At 70.8% G+C, this 21655-nt stretch carries 23 protein-coding genes and 1 pseudogene; 14 read left to right on the top strand and 10 right to left on the bottom strand.

Features of this window, described 5'->3' with window-relative positions:
* Nucleotides 1–113: 113 nt before the first annotated feature.
* Nucleotides 114–656 (top strand): PadR family transcriptional regulator, encoded by a 543-nt coding sequence (locus AB0K05_RS16120; protein ID WP_148035159.1) that lies wholly within the window; start codon nt 114–116, stop codon nt 654–656.
* Here AB0K05_RS16120 and AB0K05_RS16115 read toward each other — a convergent pair.
* Nucleotides 635–1033: a GNAT family N-acetyltransferase gene (locus AB0K05_RS16115; protein WP_364229795.1), complete on the bottom strand. Its 399-nt coding sequence runs from the start codon at nt 1031–1033 to the stop codon at nt 635–637. The genes AB0K05_RS16120 and AB0K05_RS16115 overlap by 22 nt on opposite strands.
* A gap of 114 nt (nt 1034–1147) precedes the next feature.
* Nucleotides 1148–1552: pseudogene (locus AB0K05_RS16110) on the bottom strand (GNAT family N-acetyltransferase); the annotation flags it as partial.
* Nucleotides 1553–1643: 91 nt separating this feature from the next.
* On the opposite strand from AB0K05_RS16110, the gene AB0K05_RS16105 reads away from it, so the two are divergent.
* Nucleotides 1644–2090: a hypothetical protein gene (locus AB0K05_RS16105; protein WP_219546683.1), complete on the top strand. Its 447-nt coding sequence runs from the start codon at nt 1644–1646 to the stop codon at nt 2088–2090.
* Nucleotides 2091–2094: 4 nt separating this feature from the next.
* Here the strand turns inward: AB0K05_RS16105 and AB0K05_RS16100 are convergent, their stop codons facing one another.
* Nucleotides 2095–2472, bottom strand: coding sequence for a VOC family protein (locus tag AB0K05_RS16100; protein ID WP_148035161.1), 378 nt, complete (start codon nt 2470–2472; stop codon nt 2095–2097).
* Between the two features lie 33 nt (nt 2473–2505).
* On the bottom strand, nt 2506–3312 hold the full coding sequence (locus AB0K05_RS16095) for a methyltransferase domain-containing protein (RefSeq protein ID WP_364229766.1): 807 nt from the start codon (nt 3310–3312) through the stop codon (nt 2506–2508).
* 103 nt (nt 3313–3415) lie between these two features.
* Here AB0K05_RS16095 and AB0K05_RS16090 point away from each other — a divergent pair, with 103 nt between their 5' ends.
* Complete coding sequence (locus AB0K05_RS16090; protein WP_364229764.1) at nt 3416–5221, top strand: acyl-CoA dehydrogenase; 1806 nt, start codon at nt 3416–3418, stop codon at nt 5219–5221.
* A gap of 128 nt (nt 5222–5349) precedes the next feature.
* The gene (locus tag AB0K05_RS16085; RefSeq protein ID WP_148035164.1) at nt 5350–5574 is read left to right on the top strand and encodes a hypothetical protein; all 225 of its coding nucleotides are present in this window, start codon (nt 5350–5352) and stop codon (nt 5572–5574) included.
* Here AB0K05_RS16085 and AB0K05_RS16080 read toward each other — a convergent pair.
* Complete coding sequence (locus tag AB0K05_RS16080; RefSeq protein ID WP_148035165.1) at nt 5571–5864, bottom strand: Dabb family protein; 294 nt, start codon at nt 5862–5864, stop codon at nt 5571–5573. The genes AB0K05_RS16085 and AB0K05_RS16080 overlap by 4 nt on opposite strands.
* Nucleotides 5865–5944: 80 nt before the next feature.
* Between AB0K05_RS16080 and AB0K05_RS16075 the strand changes: the two genes are divergently transcribed.
* Nucleotides 5945–6667, top strand: a complete 723-nt coding sequence (locus AB0K05_RS16075) for an NUDIX hydrolase (RefSeq protein ID WP_148035166.1) — start codon at nt 5945–5947, stop codon at nt 6665–6667.
* A gap of 6 nt (nt 6668–6673) precedes the next feature.
* On the opposite strand, the gene AB0K05_RS16070 is transcribed toward AB0K05_RS16075, so the two are convergent.
* Genes AB0K05_RS16070 through pdhA form a run of 3 tightly spaced genes read right to left on the bottom strand, consistent with a single transcriptional unit; the run spans nt 6674 to nt 10131 of the window.
* Nucleotides 6674–8047, bottom strand: coding sequence for a dihydrolipoamide acetyltransferase family protein (locus AB0K05_RS16070; RefSeq protein ID WP_364229761.1), 1374 nt, complete (start codon nt 8045–8047; stop codon nt 6674–6676).
* Nucleotides 8048–8062: 15 nt separating this feature from the next.
* A complete protein-coding gene (locus AB0K05_RS16065) occupies nt 8063–9043 on the bottom strand; it encodes an alpha-ketoacid dehydrogenase subunit beta (RefSeq protein WP_148035168.1) in 981 nt (326 codons plus the stop codon).
* A complete protein-coding gene (pdhA, locus tag AB0K05_RS16060; protein ID WP_148035169.1) occupies nt 9040–10131 on the bottom strand; it encodes a pyruvate dehydrogenase (acetyl-transferring) E1 component subunit alpha in 1092 nt (363 codons plus the stop codon). The genes AB0K05_RS16065 and pdhA overlap by 4 nt, the downstream gene beginning before the upstream one ends.
* Before the next feature lie 228 nt (nt 10132–10359).
* Between pdhA and purS the strand changes: the two genes are divergently transcribed.
* The 4 genes from purS (at nt 10360) to AB0K05_RS16040 (ending at nt 12667) form a co-directional block, all read left to right on the top strand.
* A complete protein-coding gene (gene purS, locus AB0K05_RS16055) occupies nt 10360–10605 on the top strand; it encodes a phosphoribosylformylglycinamidine synthase subunit PurS (RefSeq protein ID WP_219546690.1) in 246 nt (81 codons plus the stop codon).
* 216 nt (nt 10606–10821) lie between these two features.
* Nucleotides 10822–11208 (top strand): ATP-binding protein, encoded by a 387-nt coding sequence (locus tag AB0K05_RS16050; RefSeq protein WP_271275705.1) that lies wholly within the window; start codon nt 10822–10824, stop codon nt 11206–11208.
* 13 nt (nt 11209–11221) lie between these two features.
* Nucleotides 11222–11566, top strand: coding sequence for a hypothetical protein (locus AB0K05_RS16045; protein ID WP_271275694.1), 345 nt, complete (start codon nt 11222–11224; stop codon nt 11564–11566).
* Between the two features lie 108 nt (nt 11567–11674).
* Nucleotides 11675–12667, top strand: coding sequence for a DUF418 domain-containing protein (locus AB0K05_RS16040; RefSeq protein ID WP_271275693.1), 993 nt, complete (start codon nt 11675–11677; stop codon nt 12665–12667).
* Here AB0K05_RS16040 and AB0K05_RS16035 read toward each other — a convergent pair.
* A complete protein-coding gene (locus AB0K05_RS16035; protein ID WP_271275692.1) occupies nt 12659–12895 on the bottom strand; it encodes a hypothetical protein in 237 nt (78 codons plus the stop codon). The two genes, AB0K05_RS16040 and AB0K05_RS16035, sit on opposite strands and share 9 nt — an antisense overlap.
* 544 nt (nt 12896–13439) lie before the next feature.
* Here AB0K05_RS16035 and purQ point away from each other — a divergent pair.
* Both purQ and purL read left to right on the top strand, forming a co-directional pair.
* Entirely contained in the window at nt 13440–14123 is a 684-nt protein-coding gene (purQ, locus tag AB0K05_RS16030) for a phosphoribosylformylglycinamidine synthase subunit PurQ (protein WP_271275691.1), read from the top strand.
* Nucleotides 14120–16372, top strand: coding sequence for a phosphoribosylformylglycinamidine synthase subunit PurL (purL, locus tag AB0K05_RS16025; RefSeq protein ID WP_364229756.1), 2253 nt, complete (start codon nt 14120–14122; stop codon nt 16370–16372). The genes purQ and purL overlap by 4 nt, the downstream gene beginning before the upstream one ends.
* Nucleotides 16373–16425: 53 nt before the next feature.
* On the opposite strand, the gene AB0K05_RS16020 is transcribed toward purL, so the two are convergent.
* Nucleotides 16426–17226 (bottom strand): hypothetical protein, encoded by an 801-nt coding sequence (locus AB0K05_RS16020; protein ID WP_364229754.1) that lies wholly within the window; start codon nt 17224–17226, stop codon nt 16426–16428.
* 198 nt (nt 17227–17424) lie between these two features.
* Here AB0K05_RS16020 and AB0K05_RS16015 point away from each other — a divergent pair, with 198 nt between their 5' ends.
* From AB0K05_RS16015 to AB0K05_RS16005, 3 genes are all read left to right on the top strand, one after another.
* Nucleotides 17425–19443: an adenylate/guanylate cyclase domain-containing protein gene (locus tag AB0K05_RS16015; RefSeq protein ID WP_364229752.1), complete on the top strand. Its 2019-nt coding sequence runs from the start codon at nt 17425–17427 to the stop codon at nt 19441–19443.
* A 34-nt stretch (nt 19444–19477) separates the two neighbouring features.
* Nucleotides 19478–20140, top strand: coding sequence for a Crp/Fnr family transcriptional regulator (locus tag AB0K05_RS16010; RefSeq protein WP_148035179.1), 663 nt, complete (start codon nt 19478–19480; stop codon nt 20138–20140).
* Between the two features lie 66 nt (nt 20141–20206).
* A complete protein-coding gene (locus AB0K05_RS16005; RefSeq protein ID WP_148035180.1) occupies nt 20207–21646 on the top strand; it encodes an MFS transporter in 1440 nt (479 codons plus the stop codon).
* The last annotated feature ends 9 nt before the right edge of the window (nt 21647–21655 follow it).

Below are 21655 nucleotides of genomic sequence, written 5' to 3'. Positions count from 1 at the left end.
GTCAACGCCAAGACGAGTAACACCGAGCCCGCGATCATGCGCATGGCCGCCCCTCTCCACCAGAAACTATGTCAGTTCTGACATAGTGTCCGGCACAATACCCTGGACGGACCATGACCTCAACGCTGGGATTCGCGATCCTCGCCGTGCTGGCCCGCGGCGAGCGCACCGGGTACGACATCGCCGCGTCCATGCGCAGGCCGCTGTCGTACTTCTGGACGGCAGGCCACAGCCAGATCCACACCGAGCTGCAGAAGCTGCTGGCCGAAGGGCTGGTGTCGTACGAGACGGAGGCCGGGCCGGGGCCGCAGGACAAGAAGATCTACCGCCTGACCGGCGAGGGCACCGCCGCGCTGCGCGGGTGGATCACCGATCCGCCGCGCGAGCGGCCCGAGCGTGACGAGTTGGTGCTCAAGACGTACGCCGCCGCGCTCGCCGACCCGGCGGCGCTGCGCCGGCTCTTCGCGGACCAGCTCGCCAAGCACGAGGCGCGGCTGGCCGAGTACGAGCGCGAGGAGGAGGCCATCGGTGGGCCGCCCGGGTTCGGCGACCCGCGCTGGGGCAACTACGCGGCGCTGCGCTGCGGACTCGGGTACGAGCGCCACCGGGCCGAGTGGTGCAGGTGGATGCTCGATCAGCTCAGCGAGAGCTTGTAGCCCTCGTGGGAGGCGGTGAAGCCGAGCGCGTCGTAGAAGCGGTGCGCGCCGACGCGTGACTTGTCGGAGGTGAGCTGCACCATCGCGCAGCCGCGGGCGCGGGCCCGGTCGATCCCCCACTGGATCATCTTCCGGCCCAGCCCCTGTCCCCGGGTCGAGGCGGCGACCCGAACGGCCTCGATCTGGCAGCGCTCGGCGCCCAGCCGCGACAGCCCGGCCAGGTAGGTCAGCTGCATGGTGCCGACCACCTTCCCGTCACGCTCGGCCACGATCAGCTCGTCCCACGGGTCCGCGTCGATGCGCTCGAACGCGGCCAGGTAGCGCGGGTCGCCGGGGTCGCCCTCGCGCTCGGCCCCCAGCGGGTCGTCGGCCAGCATGGCCACGATCGCGGGCACGTCGTCCGCACGGGCCGTCCGGAAGAGCAGTGACAGGACATAGTGGGATTCGGGGATGTCGGGGTTGGACGGCAGGCCCATGGTCTTCCCGCTGGGTGTGAACCCCTTGCCCGCGTAGAGCGCCCTGGCGGCGGTGTTGTGGTCGACGCACCACAGCTCGACCTCGTCCAGGCCCTCCTCCCGGGCCCGCCCGATCGCCGCGTCCACCAGCCGCGAGCCGACGCCGCGGCCCCTGGCCTCCGGCGCGACCCACATGGACAGCAGGTGCGCCCGGCCCTCCTCGACCCGCACGCAGACCAGCCCCACGTCGCCGCCCTCGGCGACGGCCACCCGCCACCACGACCCGGACAGCCGCTCCCGCCACGTATCGGGCGTGAACCCGCTCTCCCTCTTGTAGGACGACCCGAAGGCATCGGGCGCGTCCCGCAGCGCCCGCAACCGGACCGCCTTCAACCGCTCCCACTCGTCCGCGCCGAACCGCTCGATCACGACTTCGCTCATGGCCCGCATCATGCCAACACCGTCGTACCAGGGTCGAAATCAGGGTGCATCCCCGATGTGGGCAAGGGACGCCGAAAGGCACGCTGAGGACATGAACGAAATCACCCGACGCGATGAAGTCTCCCTGTCCGGCGCGGCGCTGCGCGGGGCCCCGTGGAAGGCCGCCGCCGTCGGCGGCGGCGCGATCGCCGCGGCGAGCTTCGGCACCGGCCTCATCACCGGCGGCGGTGACCTGTCGTGGGCGCTGGGCCTGGGCATCGCCCTGTTCGCGCTCATCGCCTCCATCGGCGCGGTGACCAAGCCGAACGAGGGCGACCGCGTGACCCGCCAGGCACGCCAGTGGGGGCTGAACCATCCGTGGAAGTTCGCGCTGATGCCCGCCGGCATGGCCGCGGTGCTCGACTATCCGGTGCAGCTCGTCTTCGACGACGCGCACTGGCTCGGCGGGCTCTTCGACGCCGGGTGGCACGGCCTGCTCGTGTACGTCATCGCGGGCATCCTGACGACGACACTCAAGGGGCGCGCCCTGACGCGATGACCTCTCACGCCTCGCGCTCGGCCTGGCTCCGGCACACGCAGAACTCGTTGCCCTCCGGGTCGAGCATCGTGACCCAGCCCTTGCCGTCCTCGGTGCGGTGGTCCTCGTACACGGTCGCGCCGAGCCCGAGCAGCCGCTCGACCTCCTGCTCGCGGGTGCTGCCCGCGGTGGCGCTGACGTCGAGGTGGAGCCGGTTCTTGACCTGCTTGCCCTCCGGGACGCGGATGAAGAGCAGGAACGGGTAGCGGCCGGTCTCCAGCATCACCTCGTCGTCACCCGGGACGTCGCCCTCGCCGAGCGGGAGCCCGAGGGCCTCACCCCACCACGAGGCGAGTTTGTACGGGTCGGCACAGTCGACGCTCACGCACTGAAGCTCGATCATGTCGTCCACCCAATCGCGGCACCGGCGACCGCGTCAAACCGGTCGGTCCCACCAGACGGTGACCCAGCGGTCGCGGGGCAGCGGCCACATGCCGAGCTCAAGCGCCGTCCGCCCGACCTCCTCGGCCCTGGCCGGCTCCAGGCAGATGCGGTGGCAGGCGCTCGCCGCCAGCTCCTCCAGCGAGTCGAAGCGCTCCAGCGGGGATTCGCGCTCCTCGACGTGCACGTCGAAGCCGAGCGCGGCCGCCAGCGCCACGCAGTCTTCCGCGATGGGCCGCACCGGGCGGACGATGCCGTGGAAGTGTTCCCACAGCGGCGAGATCCAGCTCATCGGGTGACGGTTCGGCAGCTCCAGCACCACCCGGCCGCGGGTGCGGTCGTCCAGCGCCAGCAGGAAGCGGTCGAGGTCGGGCACGTTGTAGACCACGTGGGCGGCCACCGTCACGTCGACCTCGGGCACCCGCCCGGCCACGTCGGGCCAGCGGCCCTCGACGGTGGTGGCGGGCACGCCCAGCTTGTCGGCGCGGGCCGCCAGCTCCTCCAGCATCTCGCCCGAGGTGTCGACCGCGTACAGGTGACCGATCCGCTCGTGCAGCGGCAGGGACGCGGCTCCAGGGCCGGATCCGACGTCCAGCAGCGTGCCCCCGGCGGGCAGCGCCTCCGACATCCGGGTCAGCGTGGGGCCGTCGTCGCGCTCGGCGAGCGCCCTGTCGGTGCGGCTGGTGAAGCGCGCCAGCGGATAGGACCAGGGATCGGCCGGCGCGGCGGCCAGGATCTCCTCCGGAATGGCCCAGGATCCCAGGCGCTCTCGCCACAGCGCGGCGAGTTCATCGGCGTCCATGGAGTCGAGCATGCCATGCATATCTCTGGTTACCCGCGGGTAGCATTCCTAGTAAGGTTACTGGCCAGTAGAGAAACGCACCGGTTCAAGGAGAGCTGCACCCATGGGCCACTACAAGAGCAACCTTCGTGACCTCGAATTCAACCTCTTCGAGGTCTTCGGGCGCCGCGAGATCCTCGGCAGCGGTCCCTATGCGGAGATCGACGAGGACGTCGCGCGCAGCATCCTGGACGAGGTCAACCGGCTGTCCACCACCGTGCTGGCCGACTCGTTCGAGGAGGGCGACCGCCACCCGCCCGTGTTCGACCCCGCGACCGGCTCGGTGACGTTGCCCGAAGGCTTCAAGAAGTCGTACAAGGCGCTGGTCGACGGCGGCTGGGCGCACCTCGACCTGCCTCCGCACCTGGGCGGCCCCGGCATCCCGCGCAGCCTCGCCTGGGCGACGGCCGAACTGGTGCTCGGCGCGAACCCCGCGCTCTACATGTACGCGGCCGGCCCCAGCTTCTCCTACACCCTGTGGAAGGTGGGCACCCCCGAGCAGAAGCGCTTCGCCGAGCTGGCCATCGAGCGCAACTGGGGCGCCACCATGGTGCTCACCGAGCCCGACGCGGGCTCCGACGTCGGCGCGGGCCGCGCCAAGGCGGTACGGCAGGACGACGGCACCTGGCACATCGAGGGCGTCAAGCGCTTCATCACCAGCGCCGAGCAGGACATGACGGAGAACATCTTCCACCTGGTCCTGGCCAGGCCCGAGGGCCACGGCCCCGGCACCAAGGGCCTGTCGATGTTCCTGGTGCCGAAGTACCACGTCGATCTGGAGACCGGCGAGCTCGGCGAGCGCAACGGCGTGTACGTGACCAACGTCGAGCACAAGATGGGCCTGAAGGTCTCCACGACCTGCGAGCTCACCTTCGGCGAGAAGCACCCGGCGATCGGCTGGCTGGTCGGCGAGGTGCACGAGGGCATCAAGCAGATGTTCATGGTCATCGAGCACGCCCGCATGATGGTCGGCACCAAGGCCATCGCCACCCTGTCCACCGGTTACCTCAACGCCCTGGAGTTCGCCAGGTCGCGGGTGCAGGGCGCCGACCTGACCAGGCAGGCCGACAAGACCGCGCCCCGGGTCACCATCACCCACCACCCCGACGTGCGCCGCGAGCTCATGCTGCAGAAGTCCTACGCCGAGGGCATGCGGGCGCTCGTGCTCTACACGGCCACCTTCCAGGACGCCGTCCAGATCGACCCGGACGACCGGCACGCGCACGAGATGAACGACCTGCTGCTGCCCCTGGTCAAGGGGGTCGGCTCGGAGCGCTCGTACGAGCTGCTGTCGCGCTCGCTGCAGACCCTGGGCGGCTCCGGCTACCTGCAGGACTACCCGATCGAGCAGTACATCAGGGACGCCAAGATCGACTCCCTGTACGAGGGCACGACCGCGATCCAGGGCCTGGACCTGTTCTTCCGCAAGATCCTGCGCAACCAGGGCTCGGCCATCGGCAAGCTGCTGAGCGAGATCAACGAGTTCGCCGCCTCCGAGGCCGGCAACGGCCGGCTCAAGGAGGAGCGCAAGCTGCTCGCCGAGGCCGCGGCCGAGGTCAAGGTCATGGGCGACACCATGGCGGGCTGGGCGCTCGGTTCGATGGAGAAGCCCCAGGAGGTCTACAAGGTCGGCCTGAACAGCACGCGGTTCCTGCTGGCGCTGGGCGACCTGGTGATCGGCTGGCTGCTGCTGCGCCAGGCCGAGGTGGCCCTGGCCAAGCTGGCCGACGGCGAGGACCCGTTCTACCAGGGCAAGGTCGCCGCCGCCGGGTTCTTCGCGGAGACGGTGCTGCCGCGCCTGGCCGCCGAGCGCCGCGTGCTCACCGGCACCGGCCTGGAGCTCATGGAGCTTCCGGAGGAGGCTTTCTAGCGGATCCTCACCCCAGGACGCCCGTTCCGGACACGGAGCGGGCGTCCCGCGTTTCCAGGCGAGGTAGTGATCGCCCATACTCGGGTATGACCGTGGGCGTACGCACTGTTTGCCGTCTGGAGGTCGTGATGGGTGTCGGGGTCAGCATCTTCTTCCTCACGCTCGGCGCCATCCTGAGGTTCGCGATCGAGCCCGACGTGTTCGGCGACAGCGTCCACATGGACGTCATCGGTCTCATTTTCATGATCGTGGGCGGGGTCGGCGTCGTGCTGAGCATCGTGCTGGCGCCCAGGCGCGGCCAGACCTCGGAGGGCCGGCTGATGCACCGGGAGAACCACCCGCCGGAGATCTAACAGCCGAACTGCACGGCGGCCCGGGTCGCCAGGATGGGCTTGATGTGCTCCGCGATCACCGCCTGGTGGCGCGGGTGGTCGCGGTAGGCGCGGTAGTCGTCCTCGCTGTCGAAGTCGGCGACGACGGCGAAGTCGTGGTTGCCGGGGTTGATGCCGGCGTCGGGGCCCAGCAGGTAGGAGCGGATCTCGGGGATCTGGCCGGGGAGCTCGCGCAGCTCGGCCGCGACCGCGGCCTTCTGCTCCTCGGTTGCCTCCGGTGACCAGGTGAACAGCACCACGTGACGAATCATGGGCGAACACTATCGACAACGATCGACCGCCTCATTATTCTCACTGCGAGATTTACTCGTACTGAGAAAGACGATGGTGCATGGAAGACTCCCTCGCCTCCCGGCTGCACGCGCCGGTCGCGGTGACCGTCGACGTGGTGGCGCTGACCATCCGCGACCGGCGGCTGCACGTGCTCATCGTCGAGCGCGACGCCGAGCCGTACGCGGGATCCTGGGCGCTGCCGGGCGGGTTCCTCGGGCCCGGCGAGGACCTGGCGGAGGCGGCGACGCGGGAGCTGGCCGAGGAGCGCGGGCTCGGCACCCGGCCCGCCCACATCGAGCAGCTCGGCAGCTACGGCGACCCGGCGCGCGACCCCCGCATGCGGGTCGTGTCCGTGTCGTACCTCGCCTTCGCCCCCGACCTGCCCGACCCCCGGGCCGGGGCCGACGCGGCGACGGCCGGCTGGCACGCCGTCGACGACCTGCCCCCGCTGGCGTTCGACCACGCGCGGATCGTGGCCGACGGGGTCGAGCGGGCCCGCGCCAAGCTGGAGTACACGCCGCTGGCCACGGCGTTCGCGGGCGCCACGTTCACCGTCTCCGAGCTGCGGCTGATCTACGAGACCGTGTGGGGGACGCGGCTGCACGCGGGCAACTTCCACCGCAAGGTCCTCTCGGTGCCGGGCTTCGTCGAGGGCACCGGCGAGACCACCGAGACCGGCGGCACGCGCGGCGGCCCCCGGGCCAGGCTCTACCGGGCCGGCGACGCCCGCCTCCTCCACCCGCCGCTGCTCAGACCGGCGAGGGAGGAGGCGATCCGATGACGGGTGTCAGCTCCAGGCCAGCATGTGGAGGGGGTCCTCCAGCATGGCGCCGACGTCGCGCAGGAACAGGGAGCCCAACTCGCCGTCGACGACCCGGTGGTCGAAGGAGAGGGCCAGCGTCGTCACCTTGCGCACCGCCAGCTCGCCGTCGACCACCCACGGCATGTCCCGCACCTGGCCGAAGGCGAGGATGGCGCTCTCGCCCGGGTTCAGGATCGGGGTGCCGGTGTCGACGCCGAACACGCCCACGTTGGTGATCGTGATCGTGCCGCCGGCCATCTCCGCCGGTTGGGTGCGGCCCTCCCGCGCCGTCTCCGCCAGCTCGTTGAGCGCGCGGGCCAGGGCGGGGAGCGGGAGCCGGTGGGCGTTCTTGATGTTCGGCACCAGCAGGCCGCGCGGGGTGGCGGCGGCGATGCCCAGGTTCACGTAGCGCTTGACCACGATCTCCTGGCTCGCCTCGTCCCACACCGAGTTGATCATCGGGTGGCGGGCGGCCGCGACCAGGACGGCTTTGGCCACCAGGAGCAGCGGCGAGACCCTGACCTCGGCGAAGTCGGGCATCGCGCGCAGGCGGCGGACGGCGGTCATCGTCTCCGTCACGTCGACCTGGAGGAACTCGGTGACGTGCGGAGCGGTGAAGGCGCTGCCGACCATGGCCTGGGCGGTCATCTTCCGCACGCCCTTGATGGGGACGCGCTCCTCGTCCGGGGTCTCCGCGGGCGTCACCTGGGCGACGGCCGCGTGCACGTCCTCGCGGGTGATGGTCCCCTGGGGGCCGGTGCCGGTGAGGGTGGTGAGGTCCACCCCCAGGTCCTTGGCCAGCTTCCGGACGGGCGGCTTGGCCAGCACGGCCACCCGGCCCGGCGCCGCAGGCGCGGGTTCCTCGGCCTCGGCGGTTTCGCCCGCGCCCGGGGTGGCGGTCCTGGCGGGGTTGGCCACGGGAGGGGCCGGGATCGTGGCGGGGGTGGGCGTCTTGCGGGGACGGCGTCGGGTGGTGCCGGTCTTGACGCCGTAACCGACCAGGACCGCCTGGCGCTCCTCCTTGGGCGCGGGGCCGCCGTGGGCGCCGGGTTCGACCGCGCCCTCCTCGGGCGGGCTGGGGACGAGGTCCTCCGCCAGCCTCTCCTGGGTGCCGGCTTCCTCCAGGGTGTCGACCGCGATGACGGGGACGCCGACGTCCACCGTCTGGCCCTCCTCCGCCATCAGGGCCGCCACCACGCCGTCCCACGGGATGGGCAGCTCGACGATGGACTTGGCCGTCTCGATCTCGACGACTATCTGGTTGACCTTGACCTCGTCGCCCGGCTGGACGCGCCAGCGGACGATCTCCGCCTCCGTCAGCCCTTCGCCGACGTCGGGGAGCCTGAACTCGCGTCTCATCTGCACAACCCCCTGTCAGTACGCGAAGGCGCGGTCGACGGCGTCGAGCACCCGGTCCAGGTCGGGAAGGTAGTGCTCCTCCAGCTTGGACGGCGGGTAGGGGGTGGAGAAGCCGCCGGCCCGCAGCACCGGGGACTCCAGGTGGTAGAAGCACCGCTCGGTGATCCTGGCGGCGAGCTCGGCGCCGAACCCGTTGTTGACCGGCGCCTCGTGCACCACGACCGCCCGCCCGGTCTTCCGTACGGAATCCATCACCAGCGGCTGGTCGAGCGGGTTGAGCGAGCGCAGGTCGATCACCTCAAGGGAGCGGCCCTCCTCCTCGGCGGCCTGGGCGGCCTCCAGGCAGGTCTTGACCATCGGCCCGTGGGTCAGCAGGGTGAGGTCGGTGCCGGGGCGCACCACCAGGCCCTTGTCCATGGGGGTCCACCAGCCGGTGTCGGCGGTGTCGACGTCGGCTTTCTCCCAGTAGCGCCGCTTGGGCTCGAAGAAGATCACCGGGTCGTCGGAGCGGATCGCCTGCTGGATCATCGAGTAGGCGTCGGCGGGGTTGGAGCAGGCCACCACGCGCAGCCCGGCGGTGTGCGTGAAGTACGCCTCGGGAGACTCGCTGTGGTGCTCGACGGCGCCGATGCCGCCCCCGCACGGGATCCGTACGACCACCGGGAGCTTGATCGCGCCGAGCGAGCGCATCGGCATCTTGGCCAGCTGGGTGATGATCTGGTCGGCGGCCGGGAACACGAACCCGTCGAACTGGATCTCGCACACCGGCCGGTAGCCGCGCAGCGCCAGCCCGATCGCGGTGCCGATGATGCCGGACTCGGCCAGCGGCGTGTCGATCACGCGGTCCTCGCCGAAGTCCTTCTGCAACCCGTCGGTCACCCGGAACACGCCGCCGAGCTTGCCGACGTCCTCGCCCATGATGAGGACCTTGGGGTCGTCCTCCATGGCCTTGCGCATGCCCTCGTTGAGCGCCTTGGACAGGCTCATCACCGTCATCGCTCGAACCCCTCCAGGTAGGCGGCGAACTGGGCGCGTTCCTCGTCGATCAGGGCGTGCGGCTCGGCGTACACGTGCTCGAAGATGGCCGTCGGCTCGGGGTCGGGCAGGGCCAGGCAGCGCCGGCGCAGGTCGGCGCCGAGCTGGTCGGCCTCCGCCTCGACGGCGTCGAGGAACTCCTGGTCGGCCAGCTCGTTCTTGAACAGGTAGGCCTTGACGCGCTCGATCGGGTCCTTGAGCTTCCACGCCTCCAGCTCGCTGGCCACGCGGTAGCGGGTGGGGTCGTCGGTGGTGGTGTGGGCGCCCATCCGGTACGTGAACGCCTCGATGAGCATGGGCCCCTGGCCCTCGCGGGCGTTCTTGAGCGCCTGGCGGGTGACGGCGAGGCAGGCGAAGACGTCGTTGCCGTCGACCCGGACGCCGGGGAAGCCGAACCCGGACGCCCTGCGGTAGAGCGGGATGCGGGTCTGCTTCTCCAGCGGCTCGGAGATGGCCCACTGGTTGTTCTGGCAGAAGAACACGATCGGCGCGTTGAACACGCTGGCCCAGATGAACGACTCGTTCACGTCGCCCTGCGAGGTGGCGCCGTCGCCGAAGTAGACGATCGTCGCGGCGTCGGCGTCGTCTCGCTGGATGCCCATGGCGTAGCCGACGGCGTGCAGCGTCTGGCTGCCGATGACGATCGTGTAGAGGTGGAAGTTGTGCTCCTTCGGGTCCCACCCGCCGTGGTTGACGCCGCGGAACAGGCCCAGGAGCTTGACCGGGTCGACGTCGCGGCACCACGCCACGCCGTGCTCGCGGTAGGTGGGGAAGGCCATGTCGGCGTCGGTCAGCGCCCGGCCGGAGCCGATCTGCGCGGCCTCCTGGCCGAGCAGCGAGGCCCAGATGCCGAGCTCGCCCTGGCGCTGCAGGGCGACGGCCTCCAGGTCGACGCGCCTCACGAGGACGAGGTCGCGGTAGAGGGACCTGACCTCTTCCGGTGTCAGGTCGATGTCGTAGTCGGGGTGCTGGACCCGCTCGCCCTCGGGGGTGAGTAGCTGGACGAGCTCCGGGGGTGCTTCGGCACCACGAGAGGCGTCGATGGTCACGTGCCACTCCTGTGCAATCGGGACCGGTGTCGATGGGTTTTCCACCTCTGACCGGCCTTTGGGTGCGTCGGACCGTGTGATGGTGGTTCGTACGCGCTTGAGGCCATGGTGGCAGACGTCACAGTCCTTCGCGCAAGCCCCATGCCCTCCCCGTTCCCCACGTTCTGGCGGCGAACACACGCCGGTAGGCTGTGGTTTGCCAACCCCGCCGTACCCAGGAGGAACGCAGTGGCGCGCGTGATCGTTGACGTGATGCTGAAGCCCGAGATCCTCGACCCGCAGGGCCAGGCGGTCGCCCGAGCGCTGCCCCGGCTGGGCTTCTCCGGTGTGTCGGCCGTGCGCCAGGGCAAGCGGTTCGAGCTGGAGCTCGACGGCCCCGCCGACGAGGCGGCCATTGCGGACGTCCGAAAGATGGCCGAGACTCTTCTCGCCAACACCGTGATCGAGGACTTCACGGTCAGAGTGGAAGAGTAGGACAGCACATTTCACATAGGGCCTGACGTGGCTAAAGCCGCATTCCGGCGTACCACAATGCCACGGGCATGCCAACAGTAAATAACAACCGCGTGATTTTGCGGTTAGCCCCGATTTCACGGGGAAACCTACTCCAGGTGACATTCCGGAGCCCGGAGGAGTCCGGTGGACATTGAGTTCTCGTTGGCACTGCCACGGGATGCGATCGGCATCCCGATGGTCAGGCGAGTGCTTGGCGATGCGATGCGTTCGCTGCACGTGAGTGAGTCGTGCATCGCCGACATGCTGCTCGCTGTCTCCGAGGCATGCTCCAACGCGGTGCGCCACGGCGGCCCCGCCAACCGCTACGAGGTCTCCGCGTCGATCGGCTACGGCCGCTGCGACGTGCGCGTGGCCGACAACGGCGGCGGCCTGCCGTCGATGCCGCTCCGCTTCCCGCCCCCCGACACCGAGAACGGCCGCGGCCTGCTCATCATGCGCTCGGTGGTCGACGAGATCTCCTTCGGCATCACGCCGGGCCGGGGCACGACGGTCCACCTGCGCAAGCAGCTCGCCTGGGAGGACGAAGAGCCCGCCCGCTCCCGCGAGCTCGCCGCGGTCTGATTATCATCACCGCGTGAAAAAGCTGCTCGCCTGCGTCGCGCTGTTATCGCTGACGTCCTGCGGGCACGGCGACGACCGACACGTCGTACGATCCCTCACCGCGATGGAGCGCGTGGCCCGGACGACCGGTCCTGACGATGCGGTCCGGCCGCGGAAGGTCGGGGAGACCGAGTTCCAGGCCATCTTCCGGAAGGGTGACCGGGTCTATTTCCAGGTGGGCGAGCACGGGCCCGGAGTGGACCCGTACGGCTACGTGTGGAGTCCTGACCAGGCGCCCGTGGACGACTCCAACCCGTCGGTCGCCTCGTCCTTCGAGCACCTGCGGGGCCACTGGTACCGCTGGCGCGACAGCTACTGACAGCGCCCGGCGTCTCGCGCCGAACCGGCCGAAAGTATGATCAAAAACGCCGTGAATCCTGCTTCCGGCCGGTGTCGTCCTCTCGGTGGCCTTGCAGGATGAGGCCCCATGCCAAGCGCAGAACTCCCCCCAGAACGCCTTCCCGGCCACCCACTCACGCCCGCCGCGCCCGCGTCCGGGCGGCCCCGCATCATCGCGCTCGACGTGCTCCGCGGGTTCACCCTCTGCGAGATCCTGCTCGCCAACATCCAGCTGATGGCCACCGGCGGCACCGCCGTCGTGACCCAGCCGCTGGGCGACTGGGACCCCTGGCTCGGGCTGCCGATCTTCTCCCTGCTGTTCGGCATCGGGTTCTCGCTGCTGCTGGACTCCGCCGCCGACCGCGCCGCCCGCCCGTGGCTGGTCCTCCTGCGCCGGCTCGCGGCGCTGCTCGCGATCGGCCTGCTGCACATGCTGCTGTGGCCGGGCGAGATCCTGACCAAGTACGCCGTCGTCGGCCTGCTGGTGCTGCTGCCTTCTTCCTGGCTGCCCCGGTGGGCCGTGGCGGGCCTCGCCGCCGTGTTCATCCCCGCGGCGCTGGTCGCCGGGGGCGGGCCCCTGCTGATCGCCGGGCTGTTCCTGCTGGGCTCGGCGCTGGTCCGGTACGGGGTGATCGAGCACATCGAGCGGTCCACCCTGTGGCCGCTCCTCCTGGGGCTGGTCTTCGCGGCGGGGGCGGCCGCCGCACTGTGGACGAGGCCCGAAGCGGGCCCGTCCTTCGCGACCGGCCTGGCCGATCTGCTGGTCGCCGGCGTGGTCGTGTGCGCCCTGCTTGTGCTGCTCAGAACACCGCTGCGACCTGTGCTGCGGGTCGTCTTCGCGCCGCTGGGCAAGATGGCCCTGACCAACTACCTGACCGCCACGGTCCTCGTCCTGGCCGCCGCCCACCTCCTCGGCCTGCCGATCGGCGAGTCCTCTCAGGTGGCGTTCCTGACCGCGGGAGCCGTCCTGGCGGCCCAGTGGCTCTTCTCCGCCCTCTGGCTGCGCCGCTACCGCCAGGGACCCCTGGAGTGGCTCTGGCGCTGGGCCACGTGGGCTGAGCGCCCGCCCGGCTCACGCTGACTGGACGGCTTCTCCGGCCTGCTGCAGCCTGGGGAAGCGGGTCTGGCTGGCCAGCAGATGGCCCACGCCGACGATGGCCACGACGGGCCATTCCACGACTCCCAGCGCCCCCATGGAGACGAGGACCACGTAGAAGGCGAGGTGCGGGCCCTCCGGCACGGTGATCGTGCCGACCATGGGCAGGGTGAACTGCTTGGGGTGCTCGTCCTCAGCGGGCTTGACGACCATGATGCCCCTCCTTCGATGGACGCCTCCCCCTTCGGCTGCCCCCCGCCAGACCCGCTAACCCGCAGCAGCAGAAAGCTCCGTTCAACCCCCGGTTTCCTGAGCGCTCGCCTCTTGCGGTCAGGGATCGACGACCGGGACTGGCCGGGCGTCGCCGAATGACGTCCTTCAGATCGCGATGTACGGGCGAGTCCACGTCCACCGAGGAGCCCCGCCTGACCTGGCTCTGCACGCGTTGGGCGGGAAACGTCCGCAGAGCAATATCAGGATTGTCCCCCGCTTCATGTCAGAAACGTCCATGATCAACTGCTGTTTTCGTCCGCTCGCGCGTTCGACGCCGGGTCCCGGATCTCCTGATGCCTATGGCCGCTTGTGGGGCGTCGGGCGGTAGCCCTCTGGAAGGGCGTCCGAGCGGAGCGAGGGCCTTGGGTGGGCGTACGAAGGGCGGAGGTTGATGAGGAGCATCGGGGCGCACCCGATAACCTGAAGTGACCGCCGCCTGCCACGGAGATGGCGGCTGCGCAACTCCTCGGAGGGGACGACAGTCATGAGCGCTGCCCGCGTGGGCGTAGTGACGTTTCCAGGCACACTCGACGACCAGGATGCCGCCAAGGCCGTGCGCCTCGTGGGCGGGGAGCCGGTGCCGCTGTGGCACGCCGACCGGGATCTCAAGGGGGTCGACGCGGTCTTCCTGCCGGGCGGGTTCTCCTATGGCGACTATCTCCGGTGCGGGGCCATCTCCCGGTTCGCGCCGCTGATGGAGGAGATCGTGTCCGCCGCGCGGGCGGGGCTGCCGGTGCTGGGCACCTGCAACGGGTTCCAGATCCTGTGCGAGGCCCATCTGCTGCCCGGCGCGCTGACGCGTAACGCCTCGCTCCACTATGTCTGCCGCGACCAGCGGGTGCGGATCGAGACGGCCGACACGGCGTGGACGAACGCGTACGCGGCCGGTCAGGAGATCACGCTGCCGGTCAAGCACGGCGAGGGCCGTTACGTGGCCGACCCGGAGACGCTGGCCGAGCTGGAGGCCACCGGGCGGGTCGTGGTCCGTTACGTGGGCGGCAACCCCAACGGCTCGCTCAACGACATCGCCGGGGTGCGCAACGAGGCGGGCAACGTCGTCGGCCTGATGCCGCATCCCGAGCACGCGGTCGAGGATCTGGTCGGCGCGCCGGGCACCGACGGCCTCGGCTTCTTCACCTCCATTCTCAAGAAGCTGGTGGACGCATGAGCACCGACTCCGTCAAGCGTGCGGAGGTCACCCCCGACGAGCCGATGCCCTTCGCCGAGCTGGGCATGAAGCAGGACGAGTACGACCGGGTCCGCGAGATCCTGGGCCGCCGCCCGACCGGCTCCGAGCTGGCCATCTACAGCGTCATGTGGTCCGAGCACTGCTCGTACAAGTCGTCGAAGGTGCATCTCAAGCAGTTCGCCACCAAGGCCCCGCATTCCGACGCCCTGCTGGTGGGCATGGGCGAGAACGCGGGCGTGGTCGACATCGGCGACGGCTGGGCCGCCACGTTCAAGATCGAGTCGCACAACCATCCCTCGTACGTCGAGCCGCACCAGGGTGCGGCCACCGGTGTCGGCGGGATCGTCCGCGACATCATGTCGATGGGCGCGCGGCCGATCGCGGTGATGGACTCCCTGCGGTTCGGCGGCGCCGACCAGGCCGACACCCGCCGGGTGCTGCCCGGCGTGGTGGAGGGCATCAGCCACTACGGCAACTGCCTCGGCCTGCCCAACATCGGCGGCGAGGTCGTCTTCGACCCGTGCTACATCGGCAACCCGCTGGTCAACGCGCTCTGCGTGGGCCTGCTGCGCAAGGACCAGATCAAGCTGGCGACCGCGCCGGGGCCGGGCAACAAGGTGGTGCTGTTCGGCGCCTCGACGGGCCCCGACGGCATCGGCGGCGCGAGCGTGCTGGCCAGCGCGACGTTCGAGGACGAGTCCGCGGCCAAGCGGCCCGCCGTCCAGGTGGGCGACCCGTTCATGGAGAAGCTGCTCATCGAGTGCTGCCTGGAGCTGTACGCGGCCGACGTGGTCGTCGGCATCCAGGACCTCGGCGCGGCCGGCGTGTCCTGCGCGACCACCGAGCTGGCCGCCAAGGGCACCGGCGGCATGGACGTCGACCTCAACCTGGTCCCGCTCCGCGATCCCTCCCTGCGCCCGGAGGAGATCCTGATGAGCGAGTCGCAGGAGCGGATGATGGCCGTCGTCCGGCCCTCCGACATCCCGGCGTTCATGGCGATCTGCGAGAAGTGGGACGTCCCCGCCACCGTGATCGGCGAGGTGACCGACACCGGCCGGCTCGTGATGACCTGGAACGGCGAGGTCATCGTCGACATCCCGCCGGGCACCGCGGCCGACGACGGCCCGGTCTACGAGCGCCCCTACCATGAGCCGTCGGGGCAGGCGGCGCTGAACGCCGACACCCCCGACCGGCTGGAGCGCCCGTCCGACCTGCGCGCGACGCTGCTGCGGCTGCTCGGCTCGCCCAACCTGGCGTCGAAGGAGTGGGTGACCGGCCAGTACGACCGGTACGTACGCTCCAACACGGTCCTCGCCCAGCCCGCCGACGCGGGGATGCTGCGTGTGGCGCAGGACATCGAGGGGGCCGAGCCGACCACCCGCGGCATCGCGCTGTCGACCGACGGCAACGGCCGCTACGCCAAGCTCGACCCGTACGCGGGCGCGCAGCTCGCGCTGGCCGAGGCGTACCGCAACGTGGCCGTCACCGGCGCCAGGCCGCTGGCCGTCACCAACTGCCTCAACTTCGGCTCGCCGGAGGACCCCGAGGTGATGTGGCAGTTCGCGGAGGCGGTGCGCGGCCTGGCCGACGCCTGCCGGATCCTGGGCGTGCCGGTGACCGGCGGCAACGTGTCCTTCTACAACCAGACCGGGTCGACGGCGATCAACCCGACCCCGGTGGTCGGCGTGCTCGGCGTGATCAACGACGTGGCCAGGCGGGTGCCGACCGGGTTCACCGGCGAAGGGCTGCGGGTGGCGCTGCTGGGCGAGACGCGGGCCGAGTTCGGCGGCTCGGAGTGGGCGCACGTCGAGCACGGCCACCTGGGCGGCCTGCCGCCCGAGGCGGACCTGGAGGCCGAGCAGGGGCTGGGCCGGGTGCTGGTGACGGCGGCCGCGCGGGGCCTGCTGGAGGGCTCGCACGACCTGTCCGACGGCGGCCTGGCCATCGCGCTGGCGGAGTCCTGCATGGCGCGCGGCGTGGGCGCCCGGGTGACGCTCACCGGCGACCCGTTCACCGAGCTGTTCAGCGAGTCGGCGGCCAGGGCGCTGGTAGCGGTGCGGCCGGAGGCGTTCGACGACCTGGCCAAGCTCTGCGCCGAGCACGACGTGCCGTGCTACGGGCTGGGCGTCACGGGCGGGACGTCGCTGGTGGTCGAGGGCGTGCTGGAGGTGCCGGTCGAGGAGCTGCGGGAGAGGCACGCGGCCACGCTGCCGGCGCTCTTCGGCTGAGACCGGACGCGAGAAAGGGCCGGTACGCGCCCCGTACCGGCCCTTTCGGTGTGTCAGGAGCTCTTCTTCAGGCACACCACGTAGACGGTGCCGCTCGTCTGGCCCTGGCCCTGGACCGTGACGGTCCAGGTGCCGGAGCCGGTGGGGGCGCTGGCGATGACCTGCGTGCCCGAGCTGACGGCGAAGCCGCCGCCGGTCGCCAGGTCACCCTGGTTGCAGTTGGCGCTGGCGCCGCTGCGGGAGAACTGCTGGGTCTTGGTGTAGGTCGTGAAGCTGCCGCCGCCGTCCTTACCGTCCCTGCCCGGCTCGCCCTTCTCGCCCTTCGGGCCCGGGACGCCCTGCTTGCCCTGGGGACCCGCCGGCCCGGTGTCACCCTTGGGGCCCTTGTCGCCCTTCTCACCCTTCGGCCCCGCCGGGCCGCTGTCACCCTTGGGACCGGCCGGGCCGGTGTCGCCCTTCGGGCCCTGCTCGCCCTGCTCCCCCTTCGGGCCCTGCGGCCCGGTGTCGCCCTTCGGGCCCTGGGCGCCCTGCTTGCCCTGGGGGCCGCGCATGCCGCGCGGGCCCTGGGCGCCGGTGTCACCCTTGGGGCCCTGCGCCCCGGTGTCGCCCTTGGGACCGGACGTGACCGCGGTCTGGGTCACCGTCTCGCCACCGCCGATCTTCATCCGGATCTCGGCCGGCTTGCACTTGCCGGACGCGTTGATGATCCGGACGTACCGCGACTTCTTGTGCACGCAGGCCGTGACCTCGCCGGCCGCGGCGGCGGTGGTGGCGGAAGAGGCGGTGGCGGCGCCCCCCACGGTGAGAAGTGAGGCGGCCAGCGCGCCCACCGCGGCCACGCGCAGAATCTTCATCGAATGGTCCCTCTCAGATACGGATGTTGCTCATGGTTCTCACGCGTCAACCGTTCCAATGGATGACAGCTCTCACATAACGTGTCGATTACGAAACAGTCCGTGACAATACGGGTTGACGTTACTTGACCTGTCATGAAGGTTGATGCGAGTAAAAAGACGCATTGGCAGGCCCGGTCCCGCGGGGATAATCAGGGCGTGCCGACGCCCGAGCCTTACCTTCCTCCCGCCACCCAGCCGGTGCGCGGGGTCGTCTGGGTGATCCACCTCTCGCTGCCGCTGCTCGGGTTCTGGCTGCTGCTCGCGCAGCCGCACCTGAACGTCGAGTGGCAGCACAACCCCAGCCATTTCTGGATGATCGTGATCGTCGCCGGGCTGAACGTCGGGCTCGGCACGCTCATCAGCGAGGCCTCGCGCAAGCGGCAGGACGCCCGCCTGTTCCTGGTCTCCATGGTGTTCATCAGCAGCGCGGGCTTCTTCTTCCTGCACGGGCTGGCCACCCCGAAGGTGATCCTGCCCACCGGGTCGCTCGGCTTCGACCTAGGGCAGACGGTCGGGCTGACGATCGCCTCCGGGTTCGCGTTCGCCTCGGCGCTGCCGCTGGACGAGCGGGCGGCCGGCCAGGTGTTCAGGGCGCAGCACGTGATACGCGGCGTGCTCTTCGGGTTCATGGCGCTGTGGGGGCTGGCCTCGCTGGTCCCGGACGTGACGCCGCTCAGCCGGCCGCCGCTCACGGACCCGGTGGTCTGGGTGGTGTGGCTGTCGGTGCCGGGGCTGGCGCTCTACGCGGCGGCCGCCGTGATGATGTTCATGCTCCACCGGCGGCGGCCGTCGGCCATGCTGATCAGCCTGATCACGGCGTACGCGCTGCTGGCCGAGTGCATGATCGCCGGGATGCCGCAGCTCAACTGGCACCTGACCTGGTGGGAGTGGCACGTCCTGCTGACGTTCGCCTTCGGGTTCGTCGCCTACAGCGCCTACCTGCAGTTCAGGCGGGAGGGGTCGAGCGCGGGGCTGTTCGACTCGGTGGCGCTCTCGGCGACCGTGCGGCGCATCCAGCGCGACTACGACCGCGCGCTGGAGGAGCTGGTCGAGCACGTGCGGCGGGGCGAGCCGCTGGCCGCCTCCCGGCTGTCGGGCAAGTTCCGGCTGAGCGAGGGCCAGGCGGCGGTGCTCGACCGGGCGGGCCGGGCGCTGGCCGACGAGCGGGAGCTGTCCGAGCGGCTGGGCGCGCTCGTCGACGTGAGCGCCCAGACCCGCGTCGGCCTGCCGGAGCAGGCGTTGCTGGCCGCGGCGCTGGACCGGGTCAGGCAGGCGTACGGTGACGTGCGGATCGGGCTGGTGTCCGACGGTCAGGCGCAGATCGGGTCGCGTTCGTACGAGTTCCCCGGCGACGTCCCCGTCAGGGGGGACGGCCGCATCGCCTTCCCGCTTACCGTCAAGAACCGGCTGGCCGGCGTGCTGGAGGTGCCGATCGGCCGCACCGAGCAGGACGAGGCGCTGGCCGCCACCCTGGCCGGGCAGCTGTCCATCTCGCTGGAGAACGCCCGCCTCTACAGCGAGCTGCACACGCTCTTCCGGCAGTACATGTCGCCCGACGTGGCGAACGCGCTGCTCGCCGACCCGGCCCAGGCCGAGCTGGGCGGCCAGGTCAAGGAGGTCACCGCGCTCTTCGCCGACCTGAAGGGGTTCACCTCGTTCTCCGAACGGGTCGCGCCGGGCGAGATCGTGGAGATGCTCAACCGCTACCACACGGCCGCGGTGCCGTGCGTCCTCTCCAACGGCGGCACGATCGTGCAGTTCGTCGGCGACGCGATGCTGGCCCTGTTCAACGCCCCGGCCACGCAGGCGGGGCACGCCAGGGCCGCCTGCGCGGCCGCGCTGGCGATGCAGCGGGCCGCCGCCGAGGTGGCGGAGGAGATGGCGTGGCGGCGGACCGGCCAGGAGCCGTGGCCGACGTTCCGGGTGGGGGTCAACACCGGGCCGGCGCTGGTGGGCAACATCGGCAGCCCGGAGCTGCGCGGTTTCAACGCGATGGGCGACTGCGTGAACGTGGCCTCCCGGCTGGAGTCGCTGGCCGAGCCCGGCACGGTGGTGATCGGCTCGGCCACGCTCAAGGAGCTCGGCGACGGCGTGACCGTGCGGCCGCTGGGCAAGCTGAGCCTGAAGGGCAAGCAGGAGCTCGTCGAGGCGTACGTTCTCACGTCAATGCGATAGCTATGGCGCTCGTCGTACGGACATAATCGGGCGCATGAAGGCAGAGCCGGGCGAGTTCCTCTCCATGCTCACCGACGACGAGATCGAGGCCCTGCGCGCGGCCGGCCGGCCGCGCAGATGGGACCGCGGGGCGACGGTCATGTCGGAAGGCGACACCTCCGACTGGGTGCTCGTGCTGACCGAGGGCCGGGTCAAGGTGTCCTCCCACACCAGCGGCGGCACCGAGGTGGTGCTGGCCGTGCGCGGCGCGGGCGGGCTGCTCGGGGACATGTCGAGCATCGACGGCTCGCCGCGCTCGGCCACGGTGACGGCGCTGGAGCCCATCTCCGGCATCGTCGTCCGCGACTTCCCCGGCTTCCTCCAGGAGCACGGGCGGATCGCGGTGCTGCTCATGCGGATGGTCACCGACCGTCTGCGCGACTCCGACCGCAAACGCATCGAGTACGGCGCGTTCGACACCACGGGCCGGGTGGCCACCCGGCTGATCGAGCTGGCCGAGCGCTACGGCGAGAAGACCAACAGCGGGGTGCGGGTGGCGCTGCCGCTGTCGCAGGACGAACTCGCCGGGTGGACGGGGGCGTCCAGGGAGGCGGTCAGCAAGGCGCTGCGCACGTTACGCGACCGCGGGCTGATCGAGACCGGGCGGCGCCGGGTGGTCATCCACGACCTGGAGGGACTGCGCAAACGCGCTCGGTGAACAGAATTCTAGAATATCCCTCACCCAGCTGACCGCGGGCGTACGTCGTACGTCATAGTGGAAGGCATGGTCGCCGTCTCCCCCGATCAGGCCCGGTTACGTTACGCGTGGCGTGTGTGCTCGGTCACCAGTCTGGGGCTGATCCTCATCGGCATGGCCGGCAGCACACTCAACGTGGCGCTCCCCACCGTCGTGCGCCACTTCCACGCCACCCCGTTCCAGTCGGGGTGGATCCTGCTGGCCTTCCTCCTGACCAACACCGCGAGCCTGATGTTCTTCGGCCGGGTCGCCGACCTGCTCGGCCGGCGGGAGGTCTATCTGGCCGGGTTCGCCCTGTTCACCCTGGCCTCGCTGCTGGCCGGGTTCTCGCCGGACGTGTGGTTCCTGGTCGCCATGCGGGTGCTGCAGGCCGTGGGCGCGGCCATGATCCTGGCCAACGGCACCGTCATCATCACCGAGGCGTTCCCGCCCGACCGGCTGAGCCAGGGCATGGGCGTCTACATGGGCACCCTGTCGGTCGCCCAGCTCGCCGGGCCCACGCTGGGCGGGCTGATCGCGTCCACCGCGGGCTGGCAGTGGATCTTCTGGGTCAACGTGCCCGCCGGGCTGGCCGCGGTCGTCTGGGGAGCGGTCACGCTGCGCAAGATGCCGCGCGGGCCCCGGCGCCCGGTGGACGCGCTGGGCAACGCGCTGGTGTTCGCGGCCCTGTCGGCGGTGCTGCTGGCCCTGTCGGAGGCCGGGTCGGGCGGGCTGACCAGCCCGGTGGTGCTGGCCGGGGCCGGCGTGTTCGCGTTGCTGGTGCCGCTGATCGTGATCGTGGAGCGGCGGGCCGCCCACCCGGTGCTCGACCTGCGCCTGTTCGGCGGGCGGATGCTGGCTTGCGCGAACCTGGCCTCCTTCTGCAACGCGGTCGCCAGGGCCTCGCTGATCCTCGTGGTGGCGCTCTACTTCCAGGCGGCCCGGGGGCTCGGTCCCTTCGAGGCCGGGCTGAGCGTGCTGCCGGTGCCGGTGGGCATGGGGCTGGCCTCGCCGATCGTGGGCGCGCTCGGGCGCAGGGTGTCGCCGTACGCGCTGAGCATCGGCGGGGCCCTGATGAGCTCCGCCGGGCTCGGCGCGCTCCTGCTGGCGACCGACCCTGGCACCCCGTACTGGGTGATCGGTCTCGGGCTGTTCGTGGCCGGCTGCGGCAGCGGGACCTTCCTGACCGGCAACACCACGCAGGTGATGGGCGCGCTGCCGAGCGGGAGCCTGGGCGTGGTGAACGGGTTCCGGCTCATGGTGATGAACGTCGGCGTGGTGCTCAGCGTCGGGCTGTCGCTGAGCGTGCTCGGCAGCGCCGTCGGCCCCGAGGTCAGGGCCCAGGTGTACGCCGGGACGCTGTCACGGCTCTCACCGGTGGCGCTCGACCAGCTCATGGCCGGCTTCCAGCGGACGTACGCGGTGCTGTTCGCGGTCGCCCTGGCCGGCGCAGCCCTGGCCGCCCTGGCCCGCTCCCCCCGCCGCTGAGCCGCGGCT

The organism is Nonomuraea sp. NPDC049486 (assembly GCF_040676925.1).
Classification (GTDB): domain Bacteria; phylum Actinomycetota; class Actinomycetes; order Streptosporangiales; family Streptosporangiaceae; genus Nonomuraea; species Nonomuraea ferruginea.
The sequence above is the reverse complement of the archived record's forward strand: the minus strand, read 5'-3'. Positions and strand labels throughout refer to the sequence as shown.

Excerpts from the sequence above, each read along its gene's own strand:
- AB0K05_RS16120 (WP_148035159.1), top strand. The coding sequence starts at position 114 with ATGACCTCAACGCTGGGATTCGCGATCCTCGCCGTGCTGGCCCGCGGC.
- AB0K05_RS16115 (WP_364229795.1), bottom strand. The coding sequence starts at position 1,033 with ATGCTGGCCGACGACCCGCTGGGGGCCGAGCGCGAGGGCGACCCCGGC.
- AB0K05_RS16105 (WP_219546683.1), top strand. The coding sequence starts at position 1,644 with ATGAACGAAATCACCCGACGCGATGAAGTCTCCCTGTCCGGCGCGGCG.
- AB0K05_RS16100 (WP_148035161.1), bottom strand. The coding sequence starts at position 2,472 with ATGATCGAGCTTCAGTGCGTGAGCGTCGACTGTGCCGACCCGTACAAA.
- AB0K05_RS16095 (WP_364229766.1), bottom strand. The coding sequence starts at position 3,312 with ATGGACGCCGATGAACTCGCCGCGCTGTGGCGAGAGCGCCTGGGATCC.
- AB0K05_RS16090 (WP_364229764.1), top strand. The coding sequence starts at position 3,416 with ATGGGCCACTACAAGAGCAACCTTCGTGACCTCGAATTCAACCTCTTC.
- AB0K05_RS16085 (WP_148035164.1), top strand. The coding sequence starts at position 5,350 with ATGGGTGTCGGGGTCAGCATCTTCTTCCTCACGCTCGGCGCCATCCTG.
- AB0K05_RS16080 (WP_148035165.1), bottom strand. The coding sequence starts at position 5,864 with ATGATTCGTCACGTGGTGCTGTTCACCTGGTCACCGGAGGCAACCGAG.
- AB0K05_RS16075 (WP_148035166.1), top strand. The coding sequence starts at position 5,945 with ATGGAAGACTCCCTCGCCTCCCGGCTGCACGCGCCGGTCGCGGTGACC.
- AB0K05_RS16070 (WP_364229761.1), bottom strand. The coding sequence starts at position 8,047 with ATGAGACGCGAGTTCAGGCTCCCCGACGTCGGCGAAGGGCTGACGGAG.
- AB0K05_RS16065 (WP_148035168.1), bottom strand. The coding sequence starts at position 9,043 with ATGACGGTGATGAGCCTGTCCAAGGCGCTCAACGAGGGCATGCGCAAG.
- AB0K05_RS16050 (WP_271275705.1), top strand. The coding sequence starts at position 10,822 with ATGGTCAGGCGAGTGCTTGGCGATGCGATGCGTTCGCTGCACGTGAGT.
- AB0K05_RS16040 (WP_271275693.1), top strand. The coding sequence starts at position 11,675 with ATGCCAAGCGCAGAACTCCCCCCAGAACGCCTTCCCGGCCACCCACTC.
- AB0K05_RS16035 (WP_271275692.1), bottom strand. The coding sequence starts at position 12,895 with ATGGTCGTCAAGCCCGCTGAGGACGAGCACCCCAAGCAGTTCACCCTG.
- purQ (WP_271275691.1), top strand. The coding sequence starts at position 13,440 with ATGAGCGCTGCCCGCGTGGGCGTAGTGACGTTTCCAGGCACACTCGAC.
- purL (WP_364229756.1), top strand. The coding sequence starts at position 14,120 with ATGAGCACCGACTCCGTCAAGCGTGCGGAGGTCACCCCCGACGAGCCG.
- AB0K05_RS16020 (WP_364229754.1), bottom strand. The coding sequence starts at position 17,226 with ATGAAGATTCTGCGCGTGGCCGCGGTGGGCGCGCTGGCCGCCTCACTT.
- AB0K05_RS16010 (WP_148035179.1), top strand. The coding sequence starts at position 19,478 with ATGAAGGCAGAGCCGGGCGAGTTCCTCTCCATGCTCACCGACGACGAG.
- AB0K05_RS16005 (WP_148035180.1), top strand. The coding sequence starts at position 20,207 with ATGGTCGCCGTCTCCCCCGATCAGGCCCGGTTACGTTACGCGTGGCGT.